The organism is Arthrobacter sp. P1_B4 (assembly GCF_056406555.1).
Genome location: NZ_JBFTZW010000018.1, coordinates 14,409 through 30,512, shown reverse-complemented (window position 1 = coordinate 30,512; position 16,104 = coordinate 14,409). Strand labels below are relative to the sequence as shown.

Below are 16,104 nucleotides of genomic sequence, written 5' to 3'. Positions count from 1 at the left end.
TTTTGGTAGTGTTAACCCGTCGCAACTGGCGTTGGATGGCTAACCATCAGGGAGCGGCACTCACGAAGACCACGGATCGTACGCCTGGGCCGAGGGTCATGTCTTACCGGTCGGCAGCATCACCGCTGCCGCACCGTTGCTGGTGCCCGCACGGGGTGCCGGCCGCCGCTGTCGCGGCCCGCTGTTAAGGGGCCCGTAATCAAGGGGCGGCGCAACGGGCCAGCCGGTAGCCTGACCAATAGCCGTACCCGTTGCCAACCAGGAGTTCCTCGTGACTACTACCACCGCCACCTCAGCCGCCGTGAGCAACCAGCCGCTGGCCGAACTCGACCCTGAAATCGCCGCCGTCCTGGCCCAGGAACTTGGCCGCCAGCGCGGCACCCTGGAAATGATCGCTTCCGAGAACTTCGCCCCGCGCGCCGTGATGGAAGCCCAGGGCTCCGTCCTGACCAACAAGTACGCCGAGGGCTACCCGGGACGCCGCTACTACGGCGGGTGTGAATACGTCGACGTCGCCGAGCAGCTCGCGATCGACCGCGTCAAGGACCTGTTCGGCGCCGAATACGCCAACGTGCAGCCGCACTCCGGTGCGCAGGCCAACGCCGCCGCGCTCGCCGCCATGATCACCCCGGGCGATAAGATCCTGGGCCTGTCCCTGGCCCACGGCGGGCACCTCACCCACGGCATGAAGCTGAACTTCTCCGGGAAGCTCTACAACGTCGCCGCCTACCAGGTCGAGGAAGATGACTTCCGGATCGACATGGACAAGCTGCGCGAGCAGGCCATCGCCGAAAAGCCCCAGGTGATCATCGCCGGCTGGTCCGCCTACCCGCGGCACCTCGATTTCGCGGCCTTCCGTTCGATCGCCGACGAGGTCGGCGCCCTGCTCTGGACCGACATGGCGCACTTCGCCGGCCTCGTCGCCGCCGGACTGCACCCGAGCCCGGTCCCGTACTCCGACGTCGTGACCTCCACCGTGCACAAGACCCTGTCCGGTCCCCGCTCCGGCGTGATCCTGGCCAAGCAGGAGTGGGCCAAGAAGCTTAACTCCGCCGTGTTCCCCGGCCAGCAGGGCGGCCCGCTCATGCACGTAATCGCGGCGAAGGCCGTGGCCTTCAAGATCGCCGGCACGGAGGAATTCAAGGAGCGCCAGGAACGTGTGCTCGAAGGCGCCAAGATCATCGCCGAGCGCCTCGGCCAGGCCGACGTCGCCGGTGCGGGCGTCTCGGTCCTGACCGGCGGCACCGACGTGCACCTGGTCCTGGTGGACCTGCGCGACTCCCAGCTGGACGGCCAGCAGGCCGAGGACCTCCTGCACTCGATCGGCATCACCGTCAACCGCAACGCCGTGCCGTTCGACCCCCGCCCGCCGATGGTCACCTCCGGCCTGCGCATCGGCACACCGGCCCTGGCCACCCGCGGCTTCGGCGCCGAGGAATTCACCGAGGTGGCGGACATCATCGCCACGGCGCTGAAGTCCGGAGCTGCCACGGAGATCGAACCCCTGCAGGCCCGCGTGGACAAGCTCGCCGCCGATTTCCCGCTGTACCCGCAGCACGAGCAGTGGTAGGCCATGACTTCTTCGCACACCGCAGAAACGGCTGAAACTGCACGGATCCTTGACGGCAAGGCTACCGCCGCCGCTATCAAGGCCGAGCTGACCGAGCGCGTGGCCGTGCTCAAGGCCCAGGGCATCACGCCCGGGCTGGGCACCATCCTGGTGGGCTCCGATCCCGGCAGCACCTGGTACGTCGGCGGCAAACACAAGGACTGCGCCGAGGTGGGCATTACCTCCATCCGCCGCGACCTGCCGGAAGAGACCAGCCAGGACGAACTCCTGGCCGTGGTCCGCGAGCTCAACGAGAACCCGGAATGCACCGGGTACATCGTGCAGCTGCCCCTGCCCAAACACATCGACCAGGACGTCATCCTGGAGGCCATGGATCCCGAGAAGGACGCCGACGGCCTGCACCCGATGAACCTGGGCCGGCTCGTGGCCAACGTCAGCGGACCCATGAAATCCCCGCTGCCGTGCACGCCCAAGGGCTGCGTGGAGCTGCTGACCCGGCATGGGATCGACCTGAACGGCAAACGCGTCCTCGTGGTGGGCCGCGGCGTCACCATCGGCCGTCCCGTGGGTCTGCTGCTGACCCGCAAGGACGTCAATGCCACGGTCATCCTGGCGCACACCGGAACGGTGGACCTGCCGGCAGAACTGCGGCAGGCCGACGTCGTAATTGCCGCCGCCGGGCAGCCGCACATGATCAAGGCCGGGGACCTCAAGCCCGGGGCGATCGTGCTCGACGTCGGTGTCAGCCGGGTCGATGACGGCAGCGGCAAGGCAGTGGTCACCGGAGACGTGGACCCCGCTGCGGCCGACGTCGCCGCCTGGCTCTCGCCGAACCCCGGGGGAGTGGGGCCCATGACCCGCGCCATGCTGCTCGCCAACGTGGTGGAAACCGCGGAACGCCAATGGGCAGAGAAAAACCGCTGGGCAGAGGAACGCCGCCCGGGGCCCGCCTAAGGCTCCCGCGGTGGTTGGGCCGGCTTTCGGCGGGCCCAACCACCGCAGGATTCCGCACGTTCTACCGCCGGCCGGCATAACGGAACGGATACGTCAGGAGTTTTTACGAAAAGACTCTTTCATAGTTTGCGGGGATCCACTACCGTAGTGCGGGTGTCCGAACTTGCCTCTAAAGAATCACGCGCGAGCAGCCCCTCCGACGCCGCTCTCCCATACGTCATCACCGCCGAGAACCTGACCAAACGTTACGGCGACGTCACCGCCGTCGACGGCATCTCCTTCCGCGTTCCCGCAGGGGAAGCGTTCGGCCTGCTGGGCCCCAACGGCGCCGGCAAGTCCACCACGATGAAGATGATCGGCGGGGTCTCGCAGCGCACCTCCGGCAGCTTGAACATCATGGGCCTGGACCCCGAACAGCACGGGCCGGAGGTCCGCGCCCACCTCGGCGTCGTGCCGCAGCAGGACAACCTGGACGAGGAACTGAAAGTCCGGGACAACCTGCTGGTCTACGGCCGCTATTTCGGCCTGCCCATGAGCTACCTCAAGCCCAAGGCCGACGAGCTGCTGGAATTCGCCCAGCTCACCGACAAGGCCAACTCCAAGGTCGATGCCCTCTCCGGCGGCATGAAGCGGCGCCTGACAATCGCCCGTTCGCTCATCAACGAGCCCCGGATCCTGCTGCTGGACGAGCCGACGACCGGCCTTGACCCGCAGGCCCGGCACATCCTCTGGGACCGGCTGTTCCGGCTCAAGGAACAGGGCGTCACCCTGATCCTCACCACGCACTACATGGACGAGGCCGAGCAGCTGTGCGACCGGCTGATTGTGGTGGACAAGGGCAGGATCATGGCCGAGGGATCGCCGGCCAGCCTGATCCGCGAATACTCCACCCGCGAGGTCCTGGAGCTGCGCTTCGGCTCGGAGCGCAACGCGAGCGTCGGCGCGGAGCTCGGCGGCATCGGCGAACGGGTGGAAACCCTGCCGGACCGGGTGCTTATCTACGCCCACGACGGCGAGGCCGCCCTGGAGCAGGTCACCGCCCGCGGCCTGCGTCCGGTCACCTCACTGGTCCGCCGCTCCTCACTCGAAGACGTCTTCCTGCGCCTGACCGGCAGGAGCCTCGTTGACTAAGAAAGAGCAGCTGGCTAAGCCAATTCAGGCAGCGGGCACGACGGCGGGCGCCGCGGCGGCGGGGACGGCCCTGCGCGCGCACTCGCCGGAAGTCTCGGCCGCCCGTGCCCGCCGCTGGGGCGCGTTCTACTACGCCGAACAGGTCCTGCGGGTCATGAAGGGCTACGGCTGGACCATCGTGATGTACGGCGTAGGACAGCCGGTGGCCTACCTGTTCGCGATGGGCGTTGGCCTGGCCACCCTGGTCGAGTCCAACGGCGCCGGCGTCTTCGGCGGGGTCAGCTACCTGACGTTCATCGCGCCCGCCCTGCTGATCTCGGCCGCCGTCATGACGGCCGCCAACGAGTTCACCTTCCCCGTGATGGACGGCTTCAAGTGGCGGCGCGTCTACTACGGCCCGCACGCCTCACCGCTGACTCCCGAGCAGATCGCCGGCGGCCAGATCATCGCCGTGACGGTGCGCTTCCTGCTGCAGTCGGCCATCTACTTCGCCGTCGTCGCGCTCTTCGGCGCCTCGCCCGGCGCCTGGGGCTGGGTGTCGATCCTCATCGCCACCCTCGCCGGCCTGTCCTTCGGCCTGCCGCTCATGGCCTACGCGGCCACCATCCAGCACGACAAGGGCCAGTTCGCCATGGTCATGCGGTTCATCGTCATGCCGTTGTTCCTGTTCTCCGGCACGTTCTTCCCGCTGGACACGCTCCCGCTTGCAGTCCGCTGGATCGGCTGGATCTCACCGATCTGGCACGGAACCGAGCTTGGCCGCGTGGTCAGCTACGGGTACGAGGAAGAGCCGTGGCTCACCGTCGTCCATGTCCTCTTCCTGCTGGGCCTGGCGGCTGCCGGCTGGATCCTGACCAAACGCCAGTTCGCTAAAAGGATGGCCTCATGAGCGTCCTGACGGGAAGTTTCAACACAGGGGACCACAGCGTCACCGAAGCCGCGCGCCGCCGCCGCTTCGGGCCCATCTACTCCCGCAACGTCCGCGCCGTCGTCGCCCGCGGGCTCATGGCCACCAAGAGCAGCAACTGGATGGTCATGGTCTCCGGGTTCTTCGAACCCGTGCTGTACCTGATCTCCATGGGAGTGGGCCTGGGCGCCATTGTCGGGTCGGTCCAGGGCCCGGGCGGGCAGGAAATCAGCTACGCCGCGTACATCGCGCCGGCACTGCTGGCCGTGTCCGCCATGAACGGCGCCGTCTACGACTCCACGTGGAACGTCTTCTTCAAGATGAACTTCGCCAAGCTGTACCAGGGCATGCTCTACACGTCGCTGGGGCCGCTGGATGTCGCCATGGGCGAAATCTTCCTCGCCCTGCTGCGCGGGGCCATGTACGCGACCGGCTTCACGGCCGTCATGGGGCTGATGGGCCTCATCACCACGCCGTGGGCCATCCTGATGATCCCGGCCTCGGTGCTGATCGCCTTCGGCTTCGCGAGCTTCGGCATGGGGATCACGAGCTACATGAAGACATTCCAGCAAATGGACTGGATCAACTTCGTCATGCTGCCCATGTTCCTCTTCAGTGCCACGTTCTACCCGCTCAGCGTCTACCCGCAGTCCATCCAGTGGCTGATCCAGGCCATGCCGCTGTGGCACGGCGTGGAACTGCTGCGCCAGATCAGCGTGGGGGTGTTTACGCCGGCCACCGCCGTTCACATCGGTTACTACCTCGTCATGATTGCCCTCGGCGTCCTGCTCACCACGAGCCGCCTGCGCAAACTTTTCCTCAAGTAGCCGTCCTTTCAAAAAGGAGAACACATGATCGGAAAATGGCAGGCCCTCGTCATCGACTGTGAGGACCCGGACAAGCTCGCCGGTTTTTACCAGGAGCTGCTGGGGATGATCCGGGTGCAGGAGGACGAGGAATGGATTTCGATCGGCGACGCCGCCGACCGTCCCGCCGTCGCCTTCCAGCGGGTGGAACGGCTGGTCCGCCCGCAGTGGCCCGACGCCGAGCACCCGCAGCAGATGCACGTGGACGTGCTCGTCGGGGACCTCGACGCCGCCGAAGCCGAGGTGCTCCGGCTCGGCGCCACCAGCCTCGGCGCCGGGACGGAAACTTTCCGGGTCTACACGGACCCCAGCGGCCACCCGTTCTGCCTGGTCCTGACCTAAACGCTGGTCCTGACCTAGGCCGGGCGCCGGGGCGGCGTTCGCCCGGGGTGGAAGCGCAACGGGCGGCCGGCCCCGTTTGCGATAATGGGCTCATGCAATCTCTGGGTAGCTCCTCGTCCACGTCCAACGACACCACGGCCCGCGGCCGGTTTTCCATGTTCCGCATCAGCGGGCCGGGGCTGCTGGTCTTCATCATCGCGTTCGTGGTGGCCGTGATCTTCGCGGCCAACCAGAACGACGTCGTGGGCTGGATCGTGGCGATCATCGCCGGCTTCTGGCTGGCGCTGGCCTCCTTCGTCGTGTTCAGCATCCAGAAGGCCGCCAAGAAGGCCGGGGCCAGGCTGAACGAGGCCCAGAACGCGTTCAACGCCGCAGCCGGGCGGCCCCCGGCGGCGGGCAGCGCGGACCACGGCGGCACCCGCGTGGTGAGCGAAAGCCGCGCAGCGGACAGCGTCCGCGACATGAAGCTGGACCACTCCTTCAAGATTGTCCAGGTCCAGGTCCGGGTGGTCGAGCAGGAGCGGGCGAAGGGCGAGGCGGCGGACCGCGACACGATCAGCCGCGCCCTGGAGACCATCGAGATCACCGCCACCAACGCGCGGGACATGATCAAATCCTCGGGCGGCGATGACGCTCCCGTCAGCGGAACCATCATCGACTAGAGTGGATCGGGTGAGCTCGGCATTGAAGAAGGACCACCTTCGCATCGCGTCAGTCAACGTCAACGGCCTCCGTGCCGCCTACAAGAAGGGCATGGCGGAGTGGCTTGAGCCGCGCGAGGTGGACATCCTGTGCCTCCAGGAGGTCCGCGCGCCGGACGCGATCGTCGAGGAACTGCTCGGCGAGGGCTGGTACATTCTCCATGCCGAGGCCGAGGCCAAGGGCCGGGCCGGCGTTGCCATTGCCTCCCGGGAAGAGCCCCTGGCCACCCGGGTGGGGATCGGCGATGACTTCTTCGCCACGGCCGGACGCTGGGTCGAGGCGGACTACATCGTGCGGGACGCGGACGGGCAGGCATCACAGATGACCGTCGTGAGCGCCTACGTGCACTCGGGCGAAGCCGGCACTCCCAAGCAGGACGACAAATTCCGTTTCCTCGACGTCATGGTCCAGCGGCTGCCCGAACTCGCCAAGCACAGTGACCACGCGCTGGTGGTGGGCGACCTCAACGTCGGCCACACGGAGCTGGACATCAGGAACTGGAAGGGCAACGTCAAACGTGCCGGCTTCCTGCCGGAAGAGCGGGCCTATTTTGACCGCTTCTTCGGCGAGGAAATCGGCTGGAAGGATGTTCACAGGGGCCTGGCGGGTAACGTCGACGGCCCCTACACTTGGTGGTCGCAACGGGGCCAGGCCTTCGACAACGACACCGGCTGGCGCATCGATTACCACATGGCCACGCCCGCTCTCGCTGCTGCCGCAGTGTCAGCCGTTGTTGACCGGGCAGCGTCCTGGGACACACGCTTCTCCGACCACGCCCCGCTGGTAGTGGACTACCGGCTCTAGTCTTAAGGCTTCCACGAATGACCACCACTTCAACTGCGACCACTGTGGCCCAGGCCGGCGTCGCCCCCGACGCTCAGACAGCCACCGCCAAGGACGCCTCTGCGGCCACCGCGGCCCGGCACCGCATCCTCTCCGGCATGCAGCCTTCCGCCGACTCCCTGCACTTGGGCAACTACCTCGGCGCCCTCGTGAACTGGGTCCGGATGCAGGACGAGTACGACGCCGTCTTCTTCATCCCTGACCTGCACGCGATCACCGTTCCGCAGGATCCTGCCGAGCTGGCGCACCGCACCCGGGTCACGGCCGCGCAGTACATTGCCGGCGGCGTCGACGTCGACAAGTGCACGCTCTTCGTCCAGTCCCAGGTGCCCGAGCACGCCCAGCTGGCGTGGGTCCTGAACTGCATCACTGGCTTCGGCGAGGCGTCCCGGATGACCCAGTTCAAGGACAAGGCGCACAAACAGGGTTCAGACCACGCCAGCGTCGGGCTGTTCACCTACCCCATCCTGCAGGCAGCGGACATCCTGCTGTACCAGCCGCACGGTGTCCCCGTCGGCGAGGACCAGCGCCAGCACGTGGAACTCAGCCGTGACCTGGCCCAGCGGTTCAACTCCCGCTTCGGCGACACGTTCACGGTGCCGCAGCCCTTCATCCAGAAGGAATCCGCGAAGATCTACGATCTGCAGCACCCCACCGCCAAGATGTCCAAGTCTGCGGAGTCGCCGGCGGGGCTGATCAACCTGCTGGACGAGCCCAAGGTCACGGCCAAGCGGATCAAGTCCGCCGTGACGGACACGGAGACCGAAATCCGGTTCGACCGGGAGGCGAAGCCTGGCGTGTCCAACCTGCTGACCATCTACTCCTCGATCACCGGGCAAAGCGTCGACGCCCTCGTCACCGCCTATGAGGGAAAGATGTACGGCCACCTGAAGGCGGACCTCGCCGAGGTGGTCACGGAGCACCTGACCCCGATCCGGAACCGGGCCAAGGAACTGCTGGACGATCCCGCGGAGCTGGACCGGCTGCTGGGCCTCGGCGCGGACAAGGCCCGGGAGATTGCCTCGCTGACCCTGCGCGACGTCTACGCCAAGGTGGGTTTCCTGCCCTACGCCGGCGCCCAGGGAGCCCGCTAGGTCAATGTCCTCCGTCAGCAAAGTCACCGCGAAAGCCGCCACGTCGAACGGACAGCGCAGCGAAGGCATCAGCATCGGTGTGATCCTGAGGTTCCCGGCGGACATCGCCGAGGAGCTCCAGCGCTGGCGGGCATCCTTCGGGGATCCCATGGCCGCCGTCGTCCCGGCCCACATCACGCTGGTCACCACCACCATGACCAAGGACTGGGCCGCGACCCAACGCCATGTCCGGGACGTGGCACGACGGCAGGAGCCTTTCACTGTGACCATCGCAGGGACCGGGTCTTTCCGGCCGGTGTCCCCGGTGGTCTTCCTGAACGTAGAGGACGGCTTCGGGGACTGCGTTAACCTGCACCGCCAGCTGCAGTCCGGCCCGCTGGAGCGGGAACTGCCGTTCGGCTACCACCCGCACGTCACCGTGGCCCACGATGTCGCCCCGGAAAGCCTCGACGAGGCCGAAACGGTCCTGAGGGATTACAGGGCCACGTTTCCTGTGGCTAGCATGGGACTTTACGAGCACGATGACAACGGCATCTGGCAGCTACGGGAAGAGCTCGATTTTGGGACCAAACCTGATCACGACAGAGGCCCGGACGGCACCGCAGGCGCCCGATAAGCCGCCGCTCCCCACCGATCTGGCCGGGCTGAAACTGGAAGTCATCCGCAAGAGGGTCGAATGGGGCCGGACCCGGCGCTCCGGCGGCGGCATGGTCGCGTCCCTGATCGCGATGATGAACTGGCTCCTGGCCCGGCTGAACATGCTGCTGCCCCTGCGCGCATACTCGCACTACCTGCGTCAGCGTGGCCCGCTGTTGAGTGCCGGCATCGGCTTCCGGATGTTTTTCTCCATCACGGGCCTGTTGGCCACTGGGTTGTCCTTGGCCGGCCTCGTGCTCAGCGACCACCCGGCCCTGCTGGACCAGGTCATCAGGAGTGTGGCCGCCGCCGCGCCCGGCCTGTTGCAGGTCGACGGCAGCGAGGGGCTGGTTGACCCCTATGCGCTGCTGAACCCCACCAGTCTGGGTTGGGCCGCCGGGATCGCCGCCGTGGTGACGGTGTTCACGTCCCTGGGCTGGATCAGCGGCATCCGCGACGGTATGCGGAGCATGATGCAGCTCGGCCCCTTGGTGATGAATCCGATCCTGCAGATACTCAAGGACGTCGGCACGCTGCTGCTGATGGGGCTGGCCCTGGTAGTCAGCTCCGCGGCCTCGCTGATCTTCGGGACGGCCGCCGGATGGGTTACCGAGCAGCTGGGCCTCGAGCCGATAGTTGCCGGGCCGCTGACGACCTCCGTCACGATCCTCGTCCCGCTGCTGCTCGGCTGGGGCACCGCCCTGATCATGTACCGGGTGGCCGCCGGACTGAAGCCCGCCCGGCGCTCCCTGCTGGAAGGGACCATTCTCGCCGCGGTGGGCACCACCATCCTGCAGATCTTCAGCACCCAGCTGCTGGCCAGCGCGGGCAAGAACCCCATTCTGGCGCCCTTCGCCATCATCATCGGCCTGCTGATCTGGTTCAACCTGGTCAGCCAGGTCTACGTGATCTGCGCCGCGTGGGTGGCGATCCGGGAAGAGGACCTCAAGGCCGGGCCCGCCGCCGCGACCACCGGCTGGGGTGCCCGGCGCGTCCAGCCGGGTAAAACCCCGGTAGAGCAGCGGGCCCGCCGCAGGCCGCTGGCCGCCGCGTTCAGGCGTCGAGGTACTGGTCGGCCCACGCCGAAATAATCTTCGCCGCACGGGCCGCCTGGCCTTTGCCGGTCAGGAGGTGGTCGCTGCCCTCCAGCGAGACGAAGCTGCGCGGGTGGCGTGCCGTCTGGAAGATGGTGCTGGCGTTTTCGATCCCGACCGTATTGTCGGTGGGGGAGTGCAGCACCATGAGCGGCTTGTGCAGCTGCCGGATGCAGTCCGTCAAGTCCGCCTTCTCGAGATCCTCGACGAAGTGCCGGCGGATCTCCACCCGCTTGCCGCCGAGGTCCACTTCGGCGCTTCCCTCGCTCAGGATGCGGTCCAGGGCCGCGTCAAAGACGTGCGCCACGTGCTTGGGGGAGAAGGGGGCACCCACGGTGGCCACGGCCCTCAGCTCCGGGATCTGCCGCGCGGCGGACAGGACGGCCGCGCCGCCAAACGAATGGCCCACCAGCAGGGAAACCCGCCGGTCTGAGTCCCGCATGAATTCGGCGGCCTTGACGGTGTCGGCCACCTTGTGGCTGAAGGACCCCTCCGACCACATTCCCGCCGACTCTCCGAGCCCCACGTTGTCGAACCGGAGCATGCCCACGCCGTTGTCCGCCAGGGCCTTGCACATCCGCGACGCCGAGGGGCTGTCCTTGCCCAGGGTGAAGCCGTGCGAGAACACACCCCAGCCCTTGACCGGGCCCTCCGGCAGGTCCAGCACGCCGGAGAGCCGCTCGCCGGTGGAACCCAGGAACGAGACTTTTTCTGAGTGGGACAAAGTGTCCCCTTTCGTGTGAGGGCGAATCAGTGAGGGCGGAAACGACGGCGGCGCCCCCACCCGGAAGGTGAGAGGCGCCGTCGTCGGTAACTACTGAAGGTGAAGCCGTTAATGCGGGCCGGTGGAACCGATCCTTAGACCTTGCGGGACAGGATGGCCTGCTTGACCTCAGCGATTGCCTGCGTGACCTGGATGCCGCGGGGGCATGCTTCGGTGCAGTTAAAGGTGGTGCGGCAGCGCCACACGCCTTCCTTGTCGTTGAGGATCTCCAGGCGCATGTCGCCGGCGTCATCACGGGAATCGAAGATGAAGCGGTGCGCGTTGACGATCGCCGCCGGGCCGAAGTACTGCCCGTCGGTCCAGAACACCGGGCAGGACGAGGTGCACGCGGCGCACAGGATGCACTTGGTGGTGTCATCGAACCGTTCGCGGTCCTCGGCGGACTGCAGGCGTTCCTTGGTGGGCTCGTGGCCACGGTTGATCAGGAAGGGCATGACTTCGCGGAAGGACTGGAAGAAAGGCTCCATGTCCACGATCAGGTCCTTCTCCACGGGCAGGCCCTTGATGGGCTCGACCGTGATGGGCTTGGACGTGTCCAGGTCCTTCAGCAGGGTCTTGCAGGCGAGGCGGTTGCGGCCGTTGATGCGCATGGCATCGGAGCCGCAGACGCCGTGGGCGCAGGAACGGCGGAAGGAGACGCTGCCGTCCATCTCCCACTTGATCTTGTGCAGGGCGTCCAGGACACGGTCGGTGCCGTACATGGTGACCTTGAAGTCATCCCACGTGGCGTCCTCGGAGACCTCGGGGTTGTAGCGGCGCACGCGCAGGGTGACGTCGAAGGACGGGATTTCCCCGCCCCCGCCGACGCCGGCGGGCAGTTCGATCTTGGATGCTGGCTCAGCGAGTTCAGCGCTCATCTTAGTACTTCCTCACCATCGGCTCGTAGCGCGTAAAGACCACCGGTTTGGTGGCAAGCCGGATGCCGGCAATCGACTCGGCGGAACCGTCCGCCGGGGCGTGGTCATCCTTGTACGCCATGGAGTGCTTCATGAATTTTTCGTCGTCGCGCTCGGGGAAGTCCTCGCGGAAGTGGCCGCCGCGGGATTCCTCGCGGTGCAGGGCCGCCACGGTCATGACCTTGGCGAGCTCGAGCAGGAAGCCCAGCTCCACCGCCTCGAGCAGGTCCAGGTTGAAGCGCTTGCCCTTGTCCTGGACGCTGATGCGCTGGTACCGCTCCTCGAAGGAGGCAATGTCCTTCAGGACCTGGTTCAGCGTGTCGGCGGTGCGGAACACCTGCATGTTGGCGTCCATGGTGTCCTGCAGTTCCTTGCGGATCRCAGCGACCTTCTCGGTGCCGTCAGAGGTGCGGACGTGGTCCAGCAGGTTCAGCGTGTAGGCCTCCGGGTCAACGGGGAGCTCCACGAAGTCGGCAGTCTTGGCGTACTCGGCGGCGGCGATGCCGGCGCGCTTGCCGAACACGTTGATGTCCAGCAGCGAGTTGGTGCCCAGGCGGTTGGAGCCGTGGACGGAGACGCAGGCGACCTCGCCGGCGGCGTAGAGGCCCGGGACCACCGTGTCGTTGTCCTGGAGGACCTCGGCGCTGATGTTCGTGGGGATGCCGCCCATGGCGTAGTGCGCCGTCGGGAACACCGGAACCGGCTCCGTGTACGGCTCCACACCCAGGTAGGTGCGGGCGAACTCGGTGATGTCCGGCAGCTTGGCATCGATGTGCGCAGGCTCAAGGTGCGTCAGGTCCAGGAGGACGTAGTCCTTGTTCGGGCCGCAGCCGCGTCCCTCACGGACTTCGTTGGCCATGGAGCGGGCCACGATGTCGCGCGGGGCGAGGTCCTTGATGGTGGGCGCGTAGCGCTCCATGAAGCGTTCACCCTCGGAGTTGCGCAGGATCGCGCCTTCGCCGCGGGCGGCCTCGGAGAGCAGGATGCCCAGGCCGGCCAGGCCGGTCGGGTGGAACTGGAAGAATTCCATGTCCTCCAGGGGGATGCCCCGGCGGAACGCGATGCCCATGCCGTCACCGGTCAGGGTGTGGGCGTTGGAGGTGGTCTTGAAGACCTTGCCGGCGCCGCCGGAGGCGAACACCACGGACTTGGCCTGGAAGACGTGCAGCTCGCCGGAGGCGAGGTCGTAGGACACGACGCCGGCGACGCGCTTCTGCTTGTACGGCGTGCCGTCCTCGCGGACAGCGTCCTCTTCGACGGTCAGCAGGTCCAGGACGTAGTACTCGTTGTAGAACTCGACGTTGTGCTTGACGCAGTTCTGGTACAGGGTCTGCAGGATCATGTGGCCGGTGCGGTCGGCGGCGTAGCAGGCGCGGCGGACCGGTGCCTTGCCATGGTCGCGGGTGTGGCCACCGAAGCGGCGCTGGTCAATGCGGCCCTCGGGCGTGCGGTTGAACGGCAGGCCCATCTTTTCCAGGTCCAGGACGGCGTCGATCGCTTCCTTCGCCATGACCTCGGCGGCGTCCTGGTCAACCAGGTAGTCGCCGCCCTTGATGGTGTCGAAGGTGTGCCACTCCCAGTTGTCTTCCTCGACGTTGGCCAGGGCTGCACACATGCCGCCCTGCGCCGCGCCGGTGTGGGACCGCGTGGGGTAGAGCTTGGTCAGTACTGCTGTTCGGGCGCGCTGACCTGATTCGATCGCCGCGCGCATCCCGGCGCCACCGGCACCGACGATCACGACGTCGTACTTATGGACCTGCATACCAGACGCTCTTTCTCTCAAAATTCGCTATAAACCACCGGCAGGCCGCGCCTGCCCGGTGAAGTCTCGTGCAATCTGCGCCTGCGCTCGGCAGGCAAGATCAGTTGCCGTGACGGACCTCGGATTCCTGCCCCTACGGGCTCCTGTCCGCGGCGGTTCCGCCGCTACGGCTGAACCATTACGGCTGCGCCGCTAAGGCGCGGGGCAGAAACCGCCGGGAAGCTGGACGCCGTTGGCCACGGGGCACGGATTGAACGTGAAGATGACCAGGGTGCCCAGGATGATGATGACCGTGGTGGCCGCGTAGAGCACAATCTTCAGCCAAAGGCGCGTTGCGTCCTTCTCGGCGTAGTCATTGATGATCGTGCGGACGCCGTTGGTGCCGTGCAGCATGGCGAGCCACAGCATGGCCAGGTCCCAGAACTGCCAGAACGGGTCGGCCCACTTGCCGGCCACAAAGCCGAAGTCGATCGCGTGGATGCCCTCGCCGACCAGCAGGTTCACGGTCAGGTGGCCGAAGATCAGCACCACCAGCACGACGCCGGAGAGGCGCATGAAGAGCCAGGCGAGCATCTCGAAGTTGCCCTTGGAACCGCCAGTGCGGCGGTACTTTGGCTGGATCTTTCCACTACTGGGTTTTCCACTACTGGGTTTTCCACTACGTGGGCTTTGAATGGTTGCAGTCATGGCTTAGTGACCTCCAAGGGCGAGGGACAGGTGGCGGATGGAGAAGCCGACCATGACGACGACCCAGAGGCCCAGGACCGTCCAGAGCATCTGACGCTGGTACTTGGCACCCTTCTTCCAGAAGTCGACGGCGATGATCCGCAGGCCGTTGAAGGCGTGGAACACGATCGCCGCGACAAGGCCCGTTTCACCCAGGGCCATGAGGGGGTTCTTGTAGGCACCAATCACTGCGGTGTAGGCCTCGGGGGACACACGCACCAATGAGGTGTCCAGCACGTGGACCAACAAGAAGAAGAAAATCACTACACCGGTAATGCGGTGTCCAACCCAGGACCACATGCCTTCACGGCCGCGGTACAAGGTGCCAGCTGGTTTTGTYGGCACTGAATAAACCTCCCTGCAACACAGCGGCGCTGGCATGGGATCCACGCGGGGGGAACGCCTGCTGCGAGAGCACTCGTAAGCTCAAGCCTAAATCTAGGCTTCGCTAACAGCTTATTCAATTTGGGAACTCCTTGTTGACCGGCCCCGGCGCGGTTTTGCGTTTGTTTTGAGACGAACGCCACATTTGGCTGTGGTCGCAGGCGCCGGTAGGGCCGGATCCCGGCTCAATTCGGACCGAATTGGCCGCCGTCGGCTAAAGTAGCCGTGATGACTACAGACAAAGTGACAAGCCAGGATTCACCGCTGGACCGTTTTATTGCGGTCATTCCGGCGGGCGGAGTGGGGACCCGCCTCTGGCCCCTGTCACGGGCAGCAGCCCCGAAATTCCTTCACGACCTCACCGGTTCGGGCAGTACTCTGCTGCGCGCGACCTATGACCGCCTCCAGCCCGTCGCCGGCAAGCACGTGCTGGTGGTGACCGGCTCCGCCCACAGGGCAGCCGTCTGCCGCCAGCTGCCTGAGGTCCTGGAAGCCGACCTCGTCCTGGAGAGCGAGCCCAAAGACTCCGGTGCTGCGATCGGACTCGCCGCGGCCATCCTCCACGAGCGGGACCCGGACATCATCATGGGCTCGTTTGCCGCGGACCAGGTCATCAGCCCGGACGACCTCTTCCAGGACGCCGTCCGTGAAGCCGTCTACACCGCGGCCGCGGGGAAGATCGTCACCATCGGCATCAAGCCGACCCATCCCTCCACCGGATTCGGCTACATCCGTTCCGGCGCGAACCTCCACATCCCGGACGCGCCCAGTGCGCAGTCCGTGGTGGAGTTCGTGGAGAAGCCCAGCGAGGAAGTGGCCCAGGAGTACGTCGACAGCGGCGAATATGTCTGGAACGCGGGCATGTTCGTGGCCCCGGTCTCGCTGATGCTTAAGCACCTCGAAGCCAACCAGCCCGAGCTCTTCGCCGGCCTCCAGGAGATCGCCAAGGCCTGGGACACTCCGGAGCGCGACGCTGTCACGGCCCGGGTGTGGCCCACGCTGCCCAAGATCGCTATTGACTACGCCGTCGCCGAGCCCGCCGCCGCCGCCGGCGACGTCGCCGTGGTGCCCGGAACGTTCCTCTGGGACGACGTCGGGGACTTCGCCTCCGTGGGCCGGCTCAACAGCGCCAAGGAAGTCGACGAGGTCACGGTCCTGGGCGAGGGCGCACGCGTCTTCACCGAGAACGCGAGTGGCGTGGTGGTCTCCGATACCAAGCGGGTGATCGCCCTGATCGGCATCAAGGACGTCGTGATCGTTGACACCCCGGACGCCCTGCTGGTCACCACCAAGGAACACTCGCAGCGGGTCAAGCAGGCCGTGGATGCCATCAAGGCCAAGGGCGACACCGACGTCCTGTAGCCGGAGGAGAGCGGATCACGGCCTGTGCAATGTTCAGCAATCCGTAACGCG

Annotated in this window: 17 protein-coding genes; 12 read left to right on the top strand and 5 right to left on the bottom strand. The window is 66.3% G+C overall.

Features of this window, described 5'->3' with window-relative positions:
• Nucleotides 1-271 precede the first annotated feature (271 nt).
• The 11 genes from glyA to AC1D1W_RS09465 all read left to right on the top strand — a co-directional run bounded on the left by glyA (nt 272) and on the right by AC1D1W_RS09465 (nt 10,136).
• The gene (gene glyA, locus AC1D1W_RS09515; protein WP_476943526.1) at nt 272-1,570 is read left to right on the top strand and encodes a serine hydroxymethyltransferase; all 1,299 of its coding nucleotides are present in this window, start codon (nt 272-274) and stop codon (nt 1,568-1,570) included.
• Between the two features lie 3 nt (nt 1,571-1,573).
• Nucleotides 1,574-2,524, top strand: coding sequence for a bifunctional methylenetetrahydrofolate dehydrogenase/methenyltetrahydrofolate cyclohydrolase (locus AC1D1W_RS09510; protein WP_243180152.1), 951 nt, complete (start codon nt 1,574-1,576; stop codon nt 2,522-2,524).
• Between the two features lie 153 nt (nt 2,525-2,677).
• Entirely contained in the window at nt 2,678-3,655 is a 978-nt protein-coding gene (locus tag AC1D1W_RS09505; protein ID WP_043436284.1) for an ABC transporter ATP-binding protein, read from the top strand.
• Between the two features lie 10 nt (nt 3,656-3,665).
• Entirely contained in the window at nt 3,666-4,544 is an 879-nt protein-coding gene (locus AC1D1W_RS09500) for an ABC transporter permease (protein ID WP_243180417.1), read from the top strand.
• The gene (locus tag AC1D1W_RS09495) at nt 4,541-5,389 is read left to right on the top strand and encodes an ABC transporter permease (protein WP_079553256.1); all 849 of its coding nucleotides are present in this window, start codon (nt 4,541-4,543) and stop codon (nt 5,387-5,389) included. The genes AC1D1W_RS09500 and AC1D1W_RS09495 overlap by 4 nt, the downstream gene beginning before the upstream one ends.
• Before the next feature lie 24 nt (nt 5,390-5,413).
• On the top strand, nt 5,414-5,770 hold the full coding sequence (locus AC1D1W_RS09490) for a VOC family protein (protein WP_243180146.1): 357 nt from the start codon (nt 5,414-5,416) through the stop codon (nt 5,768-5,770).
• A gap of 92 nt (nt 5,771-5,862) precedes the next feature.
• On the top strand, nt 5,863-6,432 hold the full coding sequence (locus AC1D1W_RS09485; protein ID WP_243180139.1) for a hypothetical protein: 570 nt from the start codon (nt 5,863-5,865) through the stop codon (nt 6,430-6,432).
• Between the two features lie 10 nt (nt 6,433-6,442).
• A complete protein-coding gene (locus AC1D1W_RS09480; RefSeq protein WP_243180129.1) occupies nt 6,443-7,276 on the top strand; it encodes an exodeoxyribonuclease III in 834 nt (277 codons plus the stop codon).
• Between the two features lie 17 nt (nt 7,277-7,293).
• The gene (gene trpS, locus AC1D1W_RS09475) at nt 7,294-8,409 is read left to right on the top strand and encodes a tryptophan--tRNA ligase (protein WP_476943525.1); all 1,116 of its coding nucleotides are present in this window, start codon (nt 7,294-7,296) and stop codon (nt 8,407-8,409) included.
• 4 nt (nt 8,410-8,413) lie between these two features.
• Nucleotides 8,414-9,025: a 2'-5' RNA ligase family protein gene (locus tag AC1D1W_RS09470; protein ID WP_243180109.1), complete on the top strand. Its 612-nt coding sequence runs from the start codon at nt 8,414-8,416 to the stop codon at nt 9,023-9,025.
• Complete coding sequence (locus AC1D1W_RS09465; RefSeq protein WP_476943524.1) at nt 8,970-10,136, top strand: YihY/virulence factor BrkB family protein; 1,167 nt, start codon at nt 8,970-8,972, stop codon at nt 10,134-10,136. Before AC1D1W_RS09470 ends, AC1D1W_RS09465 begins: the two co-directional genes overlap by 56 nt.
• Here the strand turns inward: AC1D1W_RS09465 and AC1D1W_RS09460 are convergent.
• The 5 genes from AC1D1W_RS09460 to sdhC all read right to left on the bottom strand — a co-directional run bounded on the left by AC1D1W_RS09460 (nt 10,099) and on the right by sdhC (nt 14,652).
• Nucleotides 10,099-10,863 (bottom strand): alpha/beta hydrolase family protein, encoded by a 765-nt coding sequence (locus AC1D1W_RS09460; RefSeq protein ID WP_243180106.1) that lies wholly within the window; start codon nt 10,861-10,863, stop codon nt 10,099-10,101. The two genes, AC1D1W_RS09465 and AC1D1W_RS09460, sit on opposite strands and share 38 nt — an antisense overlap.
• A 134-nt stretch (nt 10,864-10,997) precedes the next feature.
• Nucleotides 10,998-11,780, bottom strand: a complete 783-nt coding sequence (locus AC1D1W_RS09455) for a succinate dehydrogenase iron-sulfur subunit (protein ID WP_026537821.1) — start codon at nt 11,778-11,780, stop codon at nt 10,998-11,000.
• A 1-nt stretch (nt 11,781) separates the two neighbouring features.
• Complete coding sequence (gene sdhA, locus AC1D1W_RS09450; RefSeq protein ID WP_476943523.1) at nt 11,782-13,581, bottom strand: succinate dehydrogenase flavoprotein subunit; 1,800 nt, start codon at nt 13,579-13,581, stop codon at nt 11,782-11,784.
• Between the two features lie 192 nt (nt 13,582-13,773).
• Nucleotides 13,774-14,268, bottom strand: coding sequence for a succinate dehydrogenase hydrophobic membrane anchor subunit (locus tag AC1D1W_RS09445; protein WP_243180103.1), 495 nt, complete (start codon nt 14,266-14,268; stop codon nt 13,774-13,776).
• Nucleotides 14,269-14,271: 3 nt separating this feature from the next.
• Complete coding sequence (gene sdhC / locus AC1D1W_RS09440; protein ID WP_079553238.1) at nt 14,272-14,652, bottom strand: succinate dehydrogenase, cytochrome b556 subunit; 381 nt, start codon at nt 14,650-14,652, stop codon at nt 14,272-14,274.
• 267 nt (nt 14,653-14,919) lie between these two features.
• Between sdhC and AC1D1W_RS09435 the strand changes: the two genes are divergently transcribed.
• On the top strand, nt 14,920-16,053 hold the full coding sequence (locus AC1D1W_RS09435; protein WP_026537818.1) for a mannose-1-phosphate guanylyltransferase: 1,134 nt from the start codon (nt 14,920-14,922) through the stop codon (nt 16,051-16,053).
• Nucleotides 16,054-16,104 lie beyond the last annotated feature (51 nt).